The sequence below is a fragment of the Bordetella muralis genome, from assembly GCF_054781015.1.
The window spans coordinates 256,701-274,947 of sequence record NZ_BAAGVF010000008.1 but is presented as its reverse complement, the minus strand read 5'-3'; the positions used below and the strand labels follow the sequence as shown (position 1 = coordinate 274,947).

13 protein-coding genes are annotated in these 18,247 nt (G+C 60.8%); 10 read left to right on the top strand and 3 right to left on the bottom strand.

Going from position 1 to position 18,247, the window contains the following annotated elements; genetic code table 11:
• Positions 1-8: 8 nt before the first annotated feature.
• Together tagF and ACYVIT_RS18965 are read left to right on the top strand one after the other, a co-directional pair.
• Positions 9-713, top strand: a complete 705-nt coding sequence (gene tagF, locus ACYVIT_RS18970; protein WP_415804037.1) for a type VI secretion system-associated protein TagF — start codon at positions 9-11, stop codon at positions 711-713.
• A 29-nt stretch (positions 714-742) separates the two neighbouring features.
• Positions 743-2,485, top strand: coding sequence for a serine/threonine-protein kinase (locus ACYVIT_RS18965; protein WP_415804036.1), 1,743 nt, complete (start codon positions 743-745; stop codon positions 2,483-2,485).
• 76 nt (positions 2,486-2,561) lie between these two features.
• On the opposite strand, the gene ACYVIT_RS18960 is transcribed toward ACYVIT_RS18965, so the two are convergent.
• Positions 2,562-3,392 (bottom strand): winged helix-turn-helix domain-containing protein, encoded by an 831-nt coding sequence (locus tag ACYVIT_RS18960; protein WP_415804035.1) that lies wholly within the window; start codon positions 3,390-3,392, stop codon positions 2,562-2,564.
• 282 nt (positions 3,393-3,674) lie between these two features.
• On the opposite strand from ACYVIT_RS18960, the gene ACYVIT_RS18955 reads away from it, so the two are divergent.
• Together ACYVIT_RS18955 and ACYVIT_RS18950 are read left to right on the top strand one after the other, a co-directional pair.
• Positions 3,675-4,202: an META domain-containing protein gene (locus tag ACYVIT_RS18955; protein WP_415804034.1), complete on the top strand. Its 528-nt coding sequence runs from the start codon at positions 3,675-3,677 to the stop codon at positions 4,200-4,202.
• 88 nt (positions 4,203-4,290) lie between these two features.
• Positions 4,291-5,046, top strand: a complete 756-nt coding sequence (locus ACYVIT_RS18950) for a sulfurtransferase (protein WP_415804033.1) — start codon at positions 4,291-4,293, stop codon at positions 5,044-5,046.
• A 49-nt stretch (positions 5,047-5,095) separates the two neighbouring features.
• Here ACYVIT_RS18950 and metG read toward each other — a convergent pair whose 3' ends face one another.
• Positions 5,096-7,171: a methionine--tRNA ligase gene (metG, locus tag ACYVIT_RS18945; protein ID WP_415804032.1), complete on the bottom strand. Its 2,076-nt coding sequence runs from the start codon at positions 7,169-7,171 to the stop codon at positions 5,096-5,098.
• A 218-nt stretch (positions 7,172-7,389) separates the two neighbouring features.
• The gene (locus ACYVIT_RS18940) at positions 7,390-7,692 is read right to left on the bottom strand and encodes a hypothetical protein (protein ID WP_415804031.1); all 303 of its coding nucleotides are present in this window, start codon (positions 7,690-7,692) and stop codon (positions 7,390-7,392) included.
• 98 nt (positions 7,693-7,790) lie between these two features.
• Here ACYVIT_RS18940 and apbC point away from each other — a divergent pair, with 98 nt between their 5' ends.
• From apbC to ACYVIT_RS18910, 6 genes are all read left to right on the top strand, one after another.
• Positions 7,791-8,897 (top strand): iron-sulfur cluster carrier protein ApbC, encoded by a 1,107-nt coding sequence (gene apbC, locus ACYVIT_RS18935; protein ID WP_415804030.1) that lies wholly within the window; start codon positions 7,791-7,793, stop codon positions 8,895-8,897.
• Positions 8,898-8,900: 3 nt separating this feature from the next.
• Positions 8,901-10,766: an autotransporter assembly complex protein TamA gene (locus tag ACYVIT_RS18930; RefSeq protein ID WP_415804029.1), complete on the top strand. Its 1,866-nt coding sequence runs from the start codon at positions 8,901-8,903 to the stop codon at positions 10,764-10,766.
• Positions 10,763-14,626, top strand: a complete 3,864-nt coding sequence (locus ACYVIT_RS18925) for a translocation/assembly module TamB domain-containing protein (protein WP_415804028.1) — start codon at positions 10,763-10,765, stop codon at positions 14,624-14,626. Before ACYVIT_RS18930 ends, ACYVIT_RS18925 begins: the two co-directional genes overlap by 4 nt.
• A gap of 42 nt (positions 14,627-14,668) precedes the next feature.
• Positions 14,669-15,232: a dCTP deaminase gene (dcd, locus tag ACYVIT_RS18920; RefSeq protein ID WP_415804027.1), complete on the top strand. Its 564-nt coding sequence runs from the start codon at positions 14,669-14,671 to the stop codon at positions 15,230-15,232.
• Between the two features lie 113 nt (positions 15,233-15,345).
• Positions 15,346-15,792: a hypothetical protein gene (locus ACYVIT_RS18915; RefSeq protein ID WP_415804026.1), complete on the top strand. Its 447-nt coding sequence runs from the start codon at positions 15,346-15,348 to the stop codon at positions 15,790-15,792.
• A 124-nt stretch (positions 15,793-15,916) separates the two neighbouring features.
• A complete protein-coding gene (locus tag ACYVIT_RS18910) occupies positions 15,917-18,178 on the top strand; it encodes an Orn/Lys/Arg family decarboxylase (RefSeq protein WP_415804025.1) in 2,262 nt (753 codons plus the stop codon).
• The last annotated feature ends 69 nt before the right edge of the window (positions 18,179-18,247 follow it).

The window sequence follows — 18,247 nt, the reverse complement described above, 5'->3', positions numbered from 1 at the left end:
GACTCGCCATGGACGACGCAAGAGGACAGTTGGGGTGGTACGGCAAGATTCCCGCGTCGGGGGACTTTGTTCATCGTCGCTTGTCGCGTGAGCTCATTGCCTGGTGGGACCGATGGCTGCAATATGGATTGGCGGCGATGAAACAAGCGCCCGATGACAGCGTGGCTCGCAGTTTTGCATCGGCGCCAATTTGGAATTTCGCAATACCGGCCGGGCCGAGTGGCGGCGGCGCGCAATTGGGATGTCTGGCGCCGAGCCGGGATAGAGTGGGGCGAGCCTATCCTTTGTGCGTGATCATGCCGATTGCCGAGAATGACTATCACAGCAGCATTCTGGATGGCGCGAGCGACTATTACCGCAAGATCGGCGCGAGCATCCTGACAGCAGTGCGCCATGGTTGTGCAACGGAACAGTTTGATCGCGAGCTGCAGACGATCCAGATACCGGGGGTCTTGCAGCCGGTGGCCCGCTCCAGCGGCAGCGACATCATGGATATCTTGAATGCGGGTCTGGAGACGGCGGCCGAACCGGTGGCAGCGCGCAGTTTGACGGCGTGGCCCGATTTGCCTTTTTGCTTTAACCCCAGTTCGCATACCAGTTATTGGTGGACGAATCAGATTGATGGGGCTGCATTACAGACGTATATACACGGCGGGGCTTTCAATGCCACGTTGTTTACCCGATTGTTTGCATCGCTGCCCGCGTGGCGCTAGCGACGTAGCAGGTGTCTGGAGTTCCGAGCATGAGTGCGACCACCCCTTTGCCCAAGCGCGATGCGTCTGCGAGCGATGCTCCTGGATTGCGATCTTTGAATGTAATTGCCGCTGCTGCCAACGGCGGCGTTCCTCAGGCGCGGATCCGCAGAGTGTTGGCCGATGTCGCCGAATCGCTCAAGCCATTGCATGCGCAAGGCGGTGTGCATGGCGGCATCGCCATGAGCACCATTGGTCTGGATGCATCGGGCAAGGCTCACTTGTTGATTCCGCCGCTGACGCCCGCGGCCGATGCGGAGAGCGCCGCCCGTATCGACGGTTATGCGGCCTTTGAGCAATACACCGATGATCCAGATTCGCCCTGCGGGCCTTGGACAGATATTTATGCCTTGAGCGCGGTGGCGCACACGATGCTGGTGGGAAAGGCCCCGCCGTCAGCGCTGGAACGCTGCATCAAAGACGTGTCTGCTCCCTTGGCGGGTCGCGATATCGGTGCTTACGATCCGGAGTTTCTCCAGGCAGTGGATCGCGGATTGTCGATGAGACCATCCGCGCGGCCTGCGAGTATCGAGTCGTTTGCTCGCGCGTTCGGCTTGGAGCCGGCCGTGTCGGCCGTTGCGCCCGCGGCAGCGGCAGTTGCAGGATCGACGCAAGCGCCTGAGTCAGTCTCGACATCTTCACATCAGCCAGAGCCCGAGTCGCAGCCGCAGTCAGAGACGCAGGCGCCCGTTGCATCTGCCGAGACCAGCGATGCATCTGCCGCACTGCCTCCGGTGGCTCCGGCGGTGACAGGACGGGCCAAGTCGGGGCCGCGTGTACCGTTGCTTGTTTTATTGGGGGTTTTGGCAGCGATAGCGCTGGCGGTCTATATGTGGTTGCGTCCCGATGGTCTGCTGTCTGCTTCCAACGGGCAGAAACCCGCGCCCAGCGCTGGAATCGAGCCGCCTCCTGCGCCGGCCAAACCAGAGCCGCCGGTCCCGACGCCACCCGCCTTGTCCGATCTCGGACGCAGTGCGCAGCCAGGCGAGGGGACTGAAGGGACTGCGTCTGGCACTTCGCCCGCGGCTACGCCGGACCCCTCTGCGGTCACGAGTTCCGGCGCGCCACCGACAGCAGGCACCGCGAATGGCGAGGACGGACAGACCGGGGCTATCAATTCTGGCTCATCCGTTAGTGCTGCGGGGACGGCGTCAACGTCTGCCGCTGCGACACCAGAAGGGGCGATTGCGCCGCGTGTCTTATCGAATCCCGGCAGTGACTTGAGCCCGGGGGCTGCATCGGGCTCTGAAACTGCACCCAGTGCTCAGGCGCCGTCGAATACCGGTGCGAGTGTGGCAGGGACGGGTACGGACCCAGGCGCGACGCCAGATGGCGCTTCGACCTCGATCCCTGCGACGCCGCCCGCGCCCGGAACGTCTCCCGATGCAGCAAACGCCTCGACAGTTACGGATGGCAACCAGGCCCTCAGCCAGGATATCGACGCTGCTGCGCAAGCAAAGGCCGCTGCAGAAGCGAAAGCCGCCGCAGACGCCAAGGCGGCAGAGCAAGCCAAGACTGCAGCCGCACAGGTGGCGGTGCGGATCAGCGTGCGCCCCTGGGGTGAAGTGATCATCGATGGCCGTTCGCGGGGAATCAGTCCGCCGTTGGGCCAAGTCATGCTGGCGCCAGGCCGGCACCAAGTCACGATTCGCAATCCTGCATCGAGCGATTATCAGACGACTATTAACGTCACGGCTCGTGGTTCAGCCGGTATTTCTCACGTCTTTGAGTGACGGCGGATGCTCGTGTTGGCGCCGCAGCGGCGCTAACACGAGCGCCTGGGTTTTCGAAGCCGGCGTGCTATTGAGCTTAATCGGAGTCCGTCATCGTTCCCTCGAAATCGGGAATATCTGCGTCGACGAGCAGATCGGCAGTGAACATATAACCCCAACCGTGCACCGCTTTGATGGGCAGGCGCACTCGCTGAGCGGCCGCTTTGCGCCGCATGCGGCTGATCATGACGTCGATAAAGCGCCCACGGCGATCGCTTTCGGAGCCTTCGCCTGCGGCAGTGTCGAGGCTCAACGCATCGCGGCTGATCCGTTTGTCGGGTTCGTGGGCAAATCGCAGCAGCAAGCTGCGTTCGGCGGTGGTCAGAGAAAGTGTCTGTCCACTGGGTGCCATCAACGCCCAGCCTTTGCTGGTCAGGCGCCATCCGCCCGAGGGGGACGGAACGGATTCGGCTGAAGCGTACGCAGAGTCGGGCGCCGTTGCGGTGGGAGTCAGCGTTTGGGCCGAAGCGGCATCCGCCGGAGCAGGGGCTTGCGTAGTGTCGGGCATCCGACGCATGAGAGCCTGAAACACGGCAGCCAATTCCAGGCCGTTGATATAGGTGTCCAGACAAGCATCGGCGCCGCTTAACAGCGTGCGCACCCGAGCATCGCTATTGGGAAATTGTGCGAGGGCGACGATGCCGATACCAGGGCGCATGACGCGCAACTGCGCTGCTGCAATATCGATAATGGCCAACGGACCTGCGAGCACTACTAAGGGAATGGCCTGCTGGGACAGGTGCAGATATAGCTCTGATAGTCCAGAATAACGATGTATCTGAAATCCCAGGCGCGATAACTCAGTGATCTGCTGTGGATAGGCGGTGTCGTCGCCAGTAAGAAAAAGGACGTCCGGCGATGTGTTCATGATTCCGTTCCGAATAGGGCGTCGAGACCCATCAATAATAGGGCCGTGCCCGGTCAACCCCGGCGAGGGACTTGTTTGTGTTGTGGCTCAGGACGAGCCGTGCAAGATGCACGCGGCAAATCTGAGCTAATGTCCAATTCGCGCGAATCAAGGATAGATCGCCAGGCTGTAACAGACGAGATGTGAAGGGCAATCTTGTGTGACGCTGTGTGTCATATGGCGCGAGGCGGGCCGAAGTCCGCGTTACAGTTAATGAGTGTACAAATAGGTTGGAGTGCAAAGATGTTCACTTGGTTGCATGTGCGTAATGTGATATTCGCCGGTTTACTCGTCGGGACGGCCGGATGTGCCGGCACAACCGGCCATGCCACGGCAGAGGGGGCTGCGGCCAGCAACGCGGCCACCAGTGCGGATTCGTTGGCTCAGACCAGCTGGGAGTTGACCCGCTGGGTGAACGCGACAGGAGATCAACGGGCCATTCCGCATGGTGACAATGGTGAGCCTATTCAGTTGGTATTTTTGGCCCAAGGCCAAACGTATCGGGTCAATGGGTTTTCTGGTTGTAATCGCTATATGGGCGATTATCGCTTGCAGGACGGGAAACTGTCGATTTCTGTGCAGGGGGCGACTCGCATGGCATGTGCGGCGCAGGATCGCGCCCAACTGGAAGCCTCGTATTTGCGAGCCCTGTCGGATATTCGGTCTTTTACCCTGGATAGTGGCGGTGCGCCACGTCATTTGACATTCAATGTGCGCAATGGGGATGTGCTGGAGTTCGTGCGCAGACAGGACCCGCCGACGCCGCAATAATTTACCCGGGTAAAATTCTGAAAAACGTCATTTCCGGCGGACTCGTTTACTATTACGCCGCTCCGCTTATGCCGTTGTTTCATTTGCCATGTCTTCCGTCGTCAATATTGCTGCTTACAAATTTATCCCTTTGCAGGGCCTCCCCGATCTGCGGGCGCAGGCGTTGGCTCAGGCTGAAGCGGCAGACCTGAAAGGCACTGTGCTGTTGGCCGAAGAGGGTATCAATCTCTTTTTGGCTGGGTCTGCCAGCGGTATCCAGGCGTGGCTGCAATGGCTGCAGTCGGACTCGCGCTTTGCTGAATTAGAGGTGAAATTCAGCTATTCGGCGCATGTTCCATTTCGCAAGATGCTGGTCAAGATCAAGCGCGAGATCATCCGCATGGATCATCCGGCGATTCAACCGCGAACCGGGCGCGCGCCCGCCGTCGCGCCGGTGACGTTGGCCCGTTGGCTGGATCAAGGGGTGGACGACGAGGGGCGGCCGGTGGTGATGCTGGATACGCGCAATGCCTTCGAGGTCGACGAGGGGACTTTTGACGGAGCCATCGACTGGCGCATTGACCGGTTTACGCAGTTTCCCGATGCGGTGCAGACGAACCGCGATAGTCTGCTCGGCAAGACGGTGGTCAGTTTCTGCACAGGGGGCATTCGCTGTGAAAAAGCAGCCTTGTACATGGCAGAAGCCGGGGTCGAGCATGTGTATCAGCTCGATGGGGGCATCCTGAAGTATTTCGAAGAAACCGGCGGCAAAGGGTTTCGCGGCAATTGTTTCGTGTTCGACGAACGTATCGCGCTGGATCCGGCGTTGGCACCGGCCCCGGCGCCGGACGATTCAGCCGGATAGGACCGTTGACGCGGGTGCGCCGGGAAATCCCGGCGTCCCGCGCGATGTTTTAACGCACGCGCATGCCCGGCTTGGCGCCGGGCCAGGGCTCCAGGACGTAGATGCCGGCATCGACCTTGTCATCGGCATGACTGCCGGCCAGGACCATACCCTCGGAGACGCCGAATTTCATCTTGCGTGGCGCCAGGTTGGCGACCATGACGGTGAGTTTGCCGACCAGATCTTCGGGTTTGTAGGCCGATTTGATGCCGGAAAACACATTGCGATGACGGCCTTCGCCGACGTCGAGCGTGAGTTGCAGCAGCTTGGTCGAGCCTTCGACGTGCTGGCAATCGACGATCTGCGCAATCCGCAGGTCGATCTTGGCAAAGTCGTCGATGGTGATGGTGTCCGCGATGGCTTCGCCACCCGGCATGGGAGCGACGGGCTCCGGCGCCGCTGGCGGTTCGAAGAGCTGATCCAGCATGGCGGGGTCTACACGTTGCATCAGGTGCTTGAAGGGCGCCACATGTTGCGGCAGCGCGGCCGCGTCGGCCCAGGTGTAGGACTGCTGGGCGCCGAACAGCTCGCGTGCCACACGATCGGTCAAGGCGGGAAGAACCGGCGTCAGCATGACGGACAGTGCTTTGAAGCCAGCCAGCGAACGCGAGCAGATGTCTTGCAGCGCGGCCTTTTGCGCCGCGTCAGCGGTGCCGATGCCTTTGGCCAGAACCCAGGGCTGGGCTGTATCGAACGCCTGGTTGATGCTGTCGGCATAGCCCATGATCTCGCGAATGGCGCGGTTGTATTCACGGGCCTCGAAGGCGGCACGGATGGTCTCTGCCTGGGCCGCAAAGCCGGCCGAGAGCGCATCGGTATCGCCGGTGTAGGCCAACGCACCGTCAAAGTGCTTGGTGATGAAGTTGGCGGCGCGGCTGGCGATATTGACGTATTTGCCCACCAGGTCGCTATTGACGCGCGCGATGAAGTCATCGGGGTTGAAATCGATGTCTTCGACCTTGGCATTGAGCTTGGCGGCGATGTAGTAACGCAGCCATTCCGCATTCATGCCGATTTCCAGATAGCGCAGTGGCGAGATGCCCGTGCCCCGGCTCTTGGACATTTTTTCACCGCTGACGGTGATAAAGCCGTGCACGTTCAACGAGTCAGGTGTCTTGCGGCCGGCGAATTTGAGCATGGCCGGCCAGAACAGGGCGTGGAAATAGATGATGTCTTTGCCAATGAAGTGCACTTGTTCGGTGCTGCCCTGCGGGTCCAGCAACGCGTCGAAATCCAGCCCTTGTTTGTTGCAATAGGATTTGAGCGAAGCCAGGTAGCCCACCGGGGCGTCCAGCCAGACGTAGAAATATTTGCCCGGTGCATCGGGGATTTCGATACCGAAATAGGGGGCATCCCGCGAGATATCCCAATCGCCCAGTTTGGCTTCGCCGTCGTTGCCTCCCAGCCATTCGCGGGTCTTGGCCTGAACCTCGGGTTGCAGGTGCTTCAGGCCCATGGCGTTGGTGCCGGTCGTCCAGCTTTGCAGAAACTCGACGCAGCGGGGGTCGGACAGCTTAAAGAAAAAGTGTTCGGATGATTTCAGGACCGGCGTGGCACCGGTCAGGGCCGAGTAGGGGTTGATCAGTTCGGTCGGGGCGTAGACGGCGCCGCAGACTTCGCAGGAGTCGCCGTATTGGTCCTTGGCATGGCACTTGGGGCATTCGCCCTTGATGTAGCGGTCCGCCAGGAACATGCCCTTGACTGGATCATAGAACTGCTCGATGGCGCGCGTTTCGATCAGGCCCTGTGCTTTGAGTGCACGGTAGATGTCATGCGACAGGGCGATGTTTTCGTCCGAGTCGGTCGAATGCCAGTGGTCGAAACGGATATGAAAGCCGTCCAGGTAGCGCGGGCGCTCGGCAGCATAGCGGGCCACCAGGTCGCGCGGCGAGATCCCTTCTTTTTCGGCCTTGAGCATGATGGGCGCGCCATGCGCGTCGTCAGCCCCCACGAAATGCACGGTGTGACCCGCCATACGCATCGAACGAACCCAGATATCGGCCTGGATGTATTCCATGATGTGGCCGATATGGAAGGATCCGTTGGCATAGGGAAGCGCGGTCGTGACGAACAGAGTGCGAGACATATCGTGGATGACGTTTGAGGACTAGAGTGGCGCTATTTTACCGGCCCTGTCAGGGTCATGCGGCAGAGGTAGAAAAGCGATGCCCCCGCCTTGGCTCGTGCCAGGACAGGGGCTGGTGATTGGTGCGCCGGACGCGGGGCGCTGTGACGCGGCCCGGAAACGTGGGCTACGCCAGAGGCACGGTACGCTGTTGGCGCGCGCCGTGCAGGTGGCCGGGGTCAGTGGATCTCTCGGGCCTCGACGTCGATGACCTCGCCGCGCGGCGTCGCAAAGGGCGGCGCGGAACGAGTGGACGACGATGCGGTCTGGCCACTAGGCCGAAAAGCGTTCGGGCGGCCGTTTGTCCGCTGGCTCCAGTAGGCACGTACGCCGAAGGGCTTGCCACGGACCTTGGCGACGAGATACAGGATACCGATCGCGATGGCGGTCGATATCATGAAAGCCAGCGCCATGGCCATGCCGAACAAAGCCAGCACAGCGAACGCTACGGCACGAAGAAATCGGGAAATTGTGTCGATCATGATCATCCGATGCAAAACAGGAGAAAAGGTTCCCTTGTATCCGCTATCCTTGCGGGTAGCGGCGAGCGCAAAGCTCTCCTGCCTATGGAATTAGAGTAATGAGTATAACGATAGCGCAAGTTCGCGAGGTGTTGCGAGCAGTTACAGATTCGGCAGGTCCCTCCGACCGGGCGGCGGGGCGGGCATTATCGACGTTTGTAAGAGACAGTGACATTAACGTGGCCGGCGAGTCGGTGGCGCTCACTCTGACGTTGGGATACCCCGCGGCGTATGCCGCCAGTCGCGTAGAAGAGGCGGTACGGCAGGCGTTGATCGCGGCTGGGGCAAAGCAGGCGCAAGTGACGGTGAATTGGTCCGTTACGCCTCATGCCGTGCAGCGTGGCCTGAAACCGTTGCCCAACGTGCGTAACATCATCGCGGTAGCCTCCGGTAAAGGCGGCGTCGGCAAAAGCACGACAGCAGTCAATCTGGCCCTGGCATTGGCTGCGGACGGTGCCCGGGTAGGAATGCTCGATGCCGATATTTACGGTCCCAGTGTGCCCACCATGCTGGGGATTTCGGGCCGTCCGGCTAGCCATGACAACAAGACGATGGAGCCGCTGGAGGGCCATGGCCTGCAGGCGAACTCGATAGGCTTTTTGATCGATGCCGACGCCCCCGCCATCTGGCGAGGTGCGATGGTGACGCGAGCTTTCGAGCAGATGTTGCGGCAGACGAACTGGGGCGATCTGGATTATTTGATTATCGATATGCCGCCGGGGACGGGCGATCTGGCCCTGACTCTGGCTCAAAAGGTGCCGGTCGTGGGCGCGGTGATCGTGACGACGCCACAGGACCTGGCGTTGCAGGATGCCCGTAAGGGGTTGCGTATGTTCCAGAAGGTCGACGTCCCGATTCTGGGAATTGTGGAAAACATGGCCGTGCATATTTGCACGCAATGCGGTCATGCCGAACATATTTTCGGCGAAGGCGGCGGCCAGCGGATGGCGCAGCAGTATCAGACGCCCTGGCTCGGCAGCCTGCCGCTGACGATGCGCATTCGCGAGCAAACGGATTCGGGCCGCCCCACGATGGTGTCGGATCCCGACAGTGAAGCTGCCCGGCATTACCGCGACATCGCGCGTAAGCTGGCCAGAGCGGTTGCGGCGCTGCCGCGTGACATGGCGGGCAAATTGCCTTCTATCGTCGTACAGCCGCCGACCTGACATATGCGGGTCTGGGTTGCACTGTTACTCGTAGGCCTGCTGGGCGTGATGGGCAGCGCTCGCGCGCAGGGACCGGAGGTCATTATTGATCCTGGGGGCGTACCGCCTGCGGCACTGACTTCTATCACCGAGGCGGTTGCCGCGATTACGCGTCTGGCCGAGGACCAGGACGGTGGCGAGATCAATCGGCTGCGGCGGCGCGCGCGTGATGCCGCGTTGGCTGCGTTGGCCACACAGGGGTATTTCACGCCTACTGTCACGCTCGAGGCGGGAACCGATGTTGGCGGTGAGACCTGGGATATCACGATTCAGCCCGGCAAGCGCGCAGTGGTGGCTGCGGTGGATCTCAAGTTCACAGGGCGCGTGACCCGCCCCGAATACGCGGCGCGCATCGAGGAACTGCGCAAGAGCTGGTCCTTGGCGGTCGGACAGCCCTTTATTAATAGTGATTGGAACAAGGCCAAGGCGGCGCTGTTGGATTCGGTGTCGTCGCGTGATTTCATGCTGGCCTACATGACAGCGTCGGAGGCGGCTGTGCACGCCGACACGGCGGAGGTCTATCTGGCGGTCACTGTCGACAGCGGGCCGCTGGTGCGTATGGGGCCGCTCAAGACACAGGGTTTCAAGCGGGTGCCCGATTCATTGGCGCGCCGTTATGTGCGCTATGACGAGGGCGAGCCCTACAGTCAGGACAAGCTCGATAATTGGCAGCAGGACCTGCAGGCTACCTCGTTTTTCCGGGGAGCCTTTGTGACCTTGGGGTCAGCGTCGGACCAGACGCGCTCCTCGGGTGCGGACGATCTGGCGGCAGCGACGCCGGGCGGGGATCCGGCCGTATCAGGCGGACCCGCGGCGGCGCCCGCCCCATCGCGCGATTCCGACGGTGTCGTTACCTTGCCGGTTGATGTGCGCGTGGTCGAAGGGCCTGCTCGCCGCCTGAGCGCATCCATCGGCGTGGACGACGACGTGGGCGTGCGTGGTGAAGTGACATACCAGCAGAACGTTGTGTTCGGTTTGCCAGTGACCTTGGAGAGCGGCATCAGCCTGGACCGGCAGGAGCAGCGCGCCTACGCTGATTTCCATTTGCCACCTGATGAAAAAGGTCAGAAGGACTCGGTTGGCGTATTGGCGAGCCATTCGGATATCCAGGGACTGGACGTCCGTCGTGTTGCCCTGGGGGCGACGCGGTTGCGCGAACGCAAGGGCGCGGGCGACAGTCGGGTCGAATACGAAAACCGTTGGGGCGCATTGTTGGCCTATGACAAGGTAAAAATCGATGGCGGCGACGAATACGATTTGCCCACGGCAACGCTGACATCGGAATGGCTGCGGCGGGATGTCGATAGCAAATATGATCCGCGTGAAGGCAATTTGATTGCCATCGGCGGCGGGGTCGGGGTGGTACTGGATACTGGCAAGCCGTTCTTCCGCGCCCGCTTGCGTGGCCAGAAATGGTGGCCTATCGGCGAACGCGATGTGTTGACACTGCGTGGCGAGGTCGGCCGCATCTGGTCTGATTCGAAGACCCGGGTGCCGGATGATTTCGGGTTCCGTACCGGCGGCGCCCGTACGATTCGGGGTTACCGCTACCAGAGTATCGGTGTGGAGCAAGATGACGCGGTGGTAGGGGCACCTACGTTGGCCGTCGCGAGTATTGAATACGACCATTATTTTGACGAGCGTTGGGGGATGGGCGTATTTGTCGATGCGGGCGATGCTGCCGAGTCTTTCGGCGAGATGGAAATGCATGTAGGGTACGGGGCCGGGCTGCGGGTGCGCACGCCGGCGGGCCCCATTTTTCTGGATCTGGCGTACGGTCAAAAAGAGCGTGACCTGCGGCTGCACTTTTCGTTGGGGATCGCGTTTTGAAGGGCCTGCGAGCGCTGTTGCGTCACCTGTTGGTGTGGTGGTTGCCGCTGCCGATTGCGTTGGTGGTGCTGCTGTGCGGCTTTGCATTGTGGCTGACAGGCACGCAATCGGGAACGCGCACGTTGCTGGGCGCGGTGGCGCAGCAGTTTGACGGACGAGCAGAAGACGTCAACGGTACGATCCTCGGCAAGTTGCAGGTCGGACGTCTGCAGTTGGTGTTCCCGGGAACGGCTGTCGATTTGGCGGATCTGCGTCTGGATATACGGTGGAGCGCCTTGGGGCAGCGTTTGGTGCATGTACAGGAGTTGTCTGCGGGCACAGTACAGGTGGCGTTGACGACGACGCCGGACGAGCCGGAGCCGATGGTGGTTGATGAGCCTTTCGTCATGCCGGACTTGCCTGTGAAATTACAGGTTGACCGGTTTGCCGTGGGCAGTCTGGACGTGACGATGGACGGCGAGCCCTTGCCTGTCGCAGTGAGTGACGTTGGCGTCAGCCTGGGCGCGGATCAAAAGGGCGCCAGCTTGAGTCTGCACAGCTTGCATGTGGCGCACGATCAGGTGTTTGCCGATATGCACGGCAAGGTCGAATTGTTGGGGATGGCTCAACCATGGCCGTTGCAGGCAGCGCTGGATATCCAGGCTCAGGGACGGGGGGACGATTCTCCGCTATGTGCCAGCCAGATGCTGGCCGCGAAATCCGATAAGGCTGCCGGAGCGAAAGCAGCGGCGTCAAAAAACGCTGCGACGAAGGCATCCAACTCGAAAGCCGCAGCATCGAAGGCGTCTGCCTCGAAGGCAACTGTCTCGAAAGCGGCGGGATCGCGAGACGCCGGGCCAAAAACTGCAGACTCAACGGACGCAGCACCAACGGCCGCAGCTTCCGCTGCATCGACGGCCATCTGCGCAGCGACGGTGCAGCTTCAGGCCGAAGGTTCGCTCCAGCAGATGGATGTACGCCTGGATGGCGCAACCGCTGATGGCGCGTTGAAATTGTTGGCGCAGGCCGGCCTGGAGCTTGACCAGCCATTTCCCCTGCGCACGGCCAATGTGAATATGCGCTTGGCGGATCAGTCGGGCGTCGTCGTAACAGTGGATCGTCAACCTTTACCATTACAGCCCGGTATAGATCGGGTCGTGGCGACGCTGGATGCCGAGCGGCTGAATATCGGCGATTTTGTCGGTGACGTGATTCCGCCTGCGTTGTTGAGCGCGCGTATGGCCGTCGATGCGCAGGTCGAAAATGTCTATGACTTGAAACACGCGTATGTGCAGGCCACGATTTCCAAGGACAGCCGTTGGAATAAGCAGGTATTGGCCGGGAGTCTGACAGGCCGCATTGATGCGTTGCAGGAGGCGGAGTCTAAGGCAACATCTGGATCGACATCGACATCGACATCGACATCGACATCGACATCGACATCGACATCGGCACCAGAGACGTCCGCCTCGCATGCCGCTGATCCCCTGGCTGGCTTCGAGCTTCGCGATCTGCTGCTCGATCTCACCGTGGGTCCGAATCGCGTAAAAGCCCAGGGCGGATTGAGCCGGGGCGAGGGCACGCTGACGTTGGACGCCGATACGCCGCGGCTGGATGCGTTCTGGCCGGATCTGCCGGGTGGCGCGTCGCTGAAAGCCAAGCTGGCCGGACGGCTGGATCAGCATCAGGGACAGCTTTCGGCCCGTTATACGCCCGGGGATTCCCGCGCCGATACATTGGGCCGGGCACCGATGCAGGCAGATCTGGCTTTTAGCGGCGGTTGGGGGCCGGGACGTCCCACACCTGCTTCAGGGACTACACCCGCTGCGCAGACGAACACACGCTCTGGACCCGCGGAAAACGGCGCTGCGGGCCTCATCGGTTGGCGCGGCAAGGTAGAACGCTTGACGGCGGAATCGATGAAATTCGCAGCGGCATTGCAGCCTGTGACGTTGTCGTTCCTGCCTGATGCCAAGGCCCCTCATTGGCAATGGGACGTGGGGGCGACGCAGCTGACCATGACCTTGCCGGACAAACAGCGTGCCGTGCTTTCGCATCAAGGATCGCGTGGCGGCCAAGGACGGTGGCAGACGGCTGGCCGTGCGGATAATCTCGTGATTACCGCGTCCATGTTGCGCCAGATCATGCGGGCGCTGGATCCCGCAGCGGCCGAAGCCCGCCGACAGCGTGTCAATGCCCGTCCATCGGAGGGACAGCGCCGCATTGCGCTGGATGCCGCGTGGGATCTGAAATTCGCAGGGGCTTTGTCGGGCACCGCGCGTGTCGCCCGCCGTGATGGCGATTTACGCATTCCCGGGGACCCTCCGATTCCGCTGGGACTGACCAATCTCGCGATCGATGTCAAAGCGACGCCGACCAGCGGCAACGCCAGCCGCCTGGATGCGACGCTGGATGTCCGTACTCAGAAAATGGGCACGGTATCTGGTTCAGCCTCGGCGGTGCTGGTGAGCGGCGCAGGCGGCGCGATGGCCTTGGATGCCAAACGCCCGATTCGCGTCAATCTCGATGCGGATATTGCCGATCTGACATGGGTAGACCTGTTTGTTGGCGACACCATGGAGATCCGTGGCAAAGTCCAGGCGAAGATCGACGCGCAAGGTACGCTCAATGGCAAATGGACTACGGCGGGAACGATCCGCGGTGAAGCGTTGCGCCTGGTCCGCATCGATGATGGCGTGCGGCTCATCGATGGCACGCTGAATGCGCGTCTGGACGGGACGCGCCTGGTGTTGGACTCGTTGAAATTCCCGGCCTCGCTGCGAGTGATGCCGGACGAGTGGCGCACGAAGGAATGGGTGACCGAGAATCCTGACGCCAAGAACGGCTATGCCGAGGCCTCGGGACAGTGGGATTTGCAGGCGATGCAAGGCGCGATTCATCTGAAGCTGCATCGGTTCCCCGCGTTGCAGCGTTCCGACCGCTATGCCATGGTGTCGGGGACCGTCGATGTCGATGCACAATTGCCCCGCTTGACGATTACCGGCGATCTGACCGCAGATGCGGGCTGGTTCAGCCTGGAGATCCTGCAAGGCGTTCCGAGCCTGGATGAGGATGTCCATGTCATTAAAGCCGGTGAGACGGATCAGGCTGCTGATTCGCCGATACAGATGTCCATGACGCTGAAATTCGATATGGGGCCGCGTTTCTACATTACGGGTATGGGGCTGGATGCGGGCTTATTGGGTTCGATCCAGATTCATATGGCCGACGGTCGCCTGACGGGTATCGGAGCATTGCGCACGCGAGGTGGTGGCATCGAGGCATATGGCCAAAAATTACGGCTGCGGCGCGGCACGCTCACGTTCCAGGGGCGATTGGATAATCCGCTGCTGGATATCGAGGCGTTGCGTACCGGCGATCAGGTCGAGGCCGGCGTCAAGGTAGGGGGGACGGCACAGCGTCCCAGGATCGATCTGGTGTCGTATCCGGATGTCAGCGATGTTGAGAAATTGTCCTGGCTGGTGCTGGGCCGCGGTCCCGACGAGAGCGGCAATGACGCTGCTCTGATGTTGTCGGTCGGTGCAGCGTTGCTGGGCGGCGGACAGCCGTTTTACAAGCAGTTCGGGCTGGACGACGTGAGTATCCGCTCTGGCGCTATCGGCAGCTCGGGGAGCTTGCTGCCGGATCGTACCGTTGCCAGTGCGGTCAACGCAGACAGCGACAGCGATCTGGCGACGCAATTCCTGGTGGCGAGCAAACACTTTGCCAATGGAATCACGCTGAGCATCGAACAGGCGATGGCAGGGTCGGAAACCGTGGGGCGTGCCAGCTATCAACTGTCTCGGCGCTGGTCGTTGGACCTGAAGGGCGGGGCAGTGAACGGGTTAGCATTGGTGTACCGGACGTTCTTTGCCGATTGAGGCGATAAAATACCTGCTAACCAACCTGAGCAAGTTATTACCATGAGCATTAAAAGCGACCGCTGGATCCGACGCGCGGCCGAGGCCGGCATGATCGAACCTTATGAGCCCGGCCAGGTTCGCACGGCCAATGGCGGCCGTATCGTGAGCTATGGCACCAGTAGCTATGGCTACGACGTGCGCTGCGCGAACGAATTCAAGATCTTTACCAATATCAATTCCACCATCGTCGATCCCAAAAATTTCGACGAGAAGTCCTTTGTGGATTTCACGGGCGACGTGTGCATCATCCCGCCCAATTCGTTCGCCCTGGCGCGTACGGTGGAGTTTTTCCGCATCCCACGCAGCGTGCTGACCATTTGCCTGGGCAAGAGCACCTATGCGCGCTGCGGCATCATCGTCAACGTCACGCCGCTCGAGCCGGAATGGGAAGGCCACGTCACGCTCGAGTTTTCCAACACCACGCCGCTACCCGCCAAGATCTATGCCGGCGAAGGCTGCGCGCAGATGTTGTTCTTGGAAAGCGACGAGGTCTGCGAGACGTCGTACCGTGACCGTGGCGGAAAATACCAGGGCCAACGTGGGGTGACCTTGCCGCGCACCTGACGGCGCGCGGCTTGGCGAGGCCTGATTTGTGTTGCTTTTTTGCAACTTTACGTGGGTGGCCGGAATATAATGGAGTTTCCTTATCGCGCGGGTTGCCGGCGCAGGAGCCTACGATGTTCGGTTTCCTCAAAAACCCCCAACATGTGGACGAAGATGCGCAAGATGAGTTCGTCGAGCGCGTCAATGCAGCGGCCGAGGACTTTTTGACGGCAGTGTCTGATCAGTCCGCCCTGGACTACTCCCTCCAAAGCATCGACGCTTTGGATTCGGTACTGGGCGACGCTCATCAAGGGCGCCTCACGCTGACTCCGATGCAGACCGTTGGCGCTGCCGCCTATTTGTACGAGGTGGCTCGGCGGCACTTTGGCGGTTTGTATGAGGTATGCGACGACGAGGATCCGGTGGTTCTGGTGACGGGCGAACCCGAATTCGACGTGTGCCTGTGTGCGATCGCCAAGGTTGAGCGGCGGATTCGCTATGGCCAGACCGAATCATTGCCGGCCTTTTTTCAACGCTATGTCGGCGCGGTGAACACGCGTGCCTCCGTGACGATCAGCTAGTGTCATTGCTCGATCGGCGCAGTCCAGATGTAAATCTCCCTGCCAGGTTGACGGGATGTCAACCTGCTGCCTCCTTATCGCTGTACACTCGCGTCCGTTTTGGCCTTGCCTCAGGAGCGCCCGCATGAAATTCCGCTTCCCTATTTTTATCATCGACGAAGACTACCGTTCCGAGAATGCCTCGGGTCTGGGGATTCGTGCATTGGCGACGGCGATTGAGGCCGAGGGCGTAGAGGTGATCGGGGTCACCAGCTACGGTGATCTGAGTTCCTTTGCGCAACAGCAGAGCCGGGCCAGCGCATTCATCTTGTCGATCGACGACGAGGAGTTCGACGTCGACTCGCCCGAGGATGTGGCCAGCGCGATCAAGAATCTGCGCAGCTTTATCGGCGAATTACGTTTCCGTAATGCCGACATCCCGATTTATCTGTACGGTGAGACGCGCACCTCCGAGCATATCCCCAACGATATTCTGCGTGAGCTGCATGGCTTCATCCATATGTTCGAGGACACGCCCGAGTTCGTGGCGCGTCACATTATCCGCGAGGCGCGCAGCTACGTCGATGGCCTGCCGCCGCCGTTTTTCCGTGAGCTGGTCAATTACGCGCAAGACGGTTCGTATTCCTGGCACTGCCCGGGGCACTCTGGCGGCGTGGCATTTTTGAAGAGCCCGGTGGGGCAGATGTTCCACCAGTTCTTTGGCGAAAACATGCTGCGCGCCGATGTGTGCAACGCTGTGGACGAACTGGGTCAACTGCTGGATCACACCGGCCCGGTGGCCGAGTCCGAGCTGAATGCGGCGCGTATTTTCCACGCGGATCACTGCTTTTTCGTGACCAACGGCACGTCCACATCCAACAAAGTCGTGTGGCACGCCAACGTGGCCGCGGGCGATGTGGTGGTGGTGGATCGTAACTGCCACAAGTCGATTCTGCATGCGATCACCATGACTGGCGCGATCCCGGTGTTTCTGCGTCCGACGCGTAATCACCTGGGCATCATCGGCCCGATCCCGCTCGAGGAATTCGACCCCGAGAACATCAAGAAGAAAATCGAGGCCAACCCGTTTGCACGCGAAGCGGTCAATAAAAAACCGCGCATCCTGACGTTGACGCAAAGTACTTACGACGGCGTGATCTACAACGTCGAGATGATCAAGGAAAAGCTCGGCGATTACGTCGACACCTTGCATTTCGACGAGGCGTGGCTGCCGCACGCCTCGTTTCATGAGTATTACCAGGACATGCACGCCATTGGTCAGGACCGTCCGCGTCCGCACGGACCAATGGTGTTCGCGACGCACTCGACCCACAAGCTGCTGGCCGGTATTTCCCAGGCGTCGCAGATCATTGTGCAAGAGTCCGAGTCGCGCAAACTGGATCGCAATATCTTCAACGAAGCCTATTTGATGCACACCTCGACATCGCCGCAGTACGCGATCATCGCCTCGTGCGACGTGGCGGCGGCGATGATGGAGCCCCCGGGCGGCACCGCGCTGGTCGAAGAAAGCATACGCGAGGCGATGGATTTCCGTCGCGCGATGCGCAAGGTGGAATCCGAGTTCGGCAAGAACGATTGGTGGTTCAAGGTCTGGGGACCGAATCGCTTGGTGTCCGAAGGCATCGGCAATCGCGATGATTGGTTCCTGGAGGCCAATGATCACTGGCATGGCTTCGGCGAGATGGCCGACGGCTTTAACATGCTGGACCCGATCAAGGCGACCTTGGTCACCCCCGGATTGGACATCTCGGGCAGCTTTGGCGAGACGGGTATCCCCGCTGCGCTGGTGTCCAAGTATCTGGCCGAACACGGCGTGGTGGTTGAAAAGACCGGTTTGTACTCGTTCTTTATCCTGTTCACCATCGGCATTACCAAGGGCCGTTGGAATACGCTGTTGACCGCGTTGCAGCAGTTCAAGGACGACTACGATCGCAACCAGCCTTTGTGGCGCATTCTGCCCGAGTTCTGCCGCGGTCATCGCCGCTACGAGCGCATGGGTTTGCGCGATCTGTGCCAGCAGATCCACGAGGCCTATCGCGCCAACGACGTGGCGCGTCTGACGACCGAGATGTATCTCAGCGACATGGTGCCGGCGCTCAAGCCCTCGGATGCGTTCGCACGCATGGCGCACCGCGAAGTCGAGCGCGTGGAAGTCTCGCAGCTGGAAGGGCGTGTGACCGGCGTGTTGCTGACACCGTACCCGCCGGGCATTCCGTTGCTGATTCCGGGCGAACGTTTTAACCGCACCATCGTGCAGTACCTGCAGTTCGCGCGTGACTTCAACGAGCGTTTCCCGGGATTCGAAACCTATATCCACGGCTTGGCCGAAGAGACCGCGCCCGATGGCAGCAAGCGGTATTACGTGGATTGCCTGATCGAAGAGTGAGCGCGATGTTTGCGACTGCCGTGCTGGACTCGGTGCACGGCAGGCTCCGTGATGTCGGCGTGGACAGCT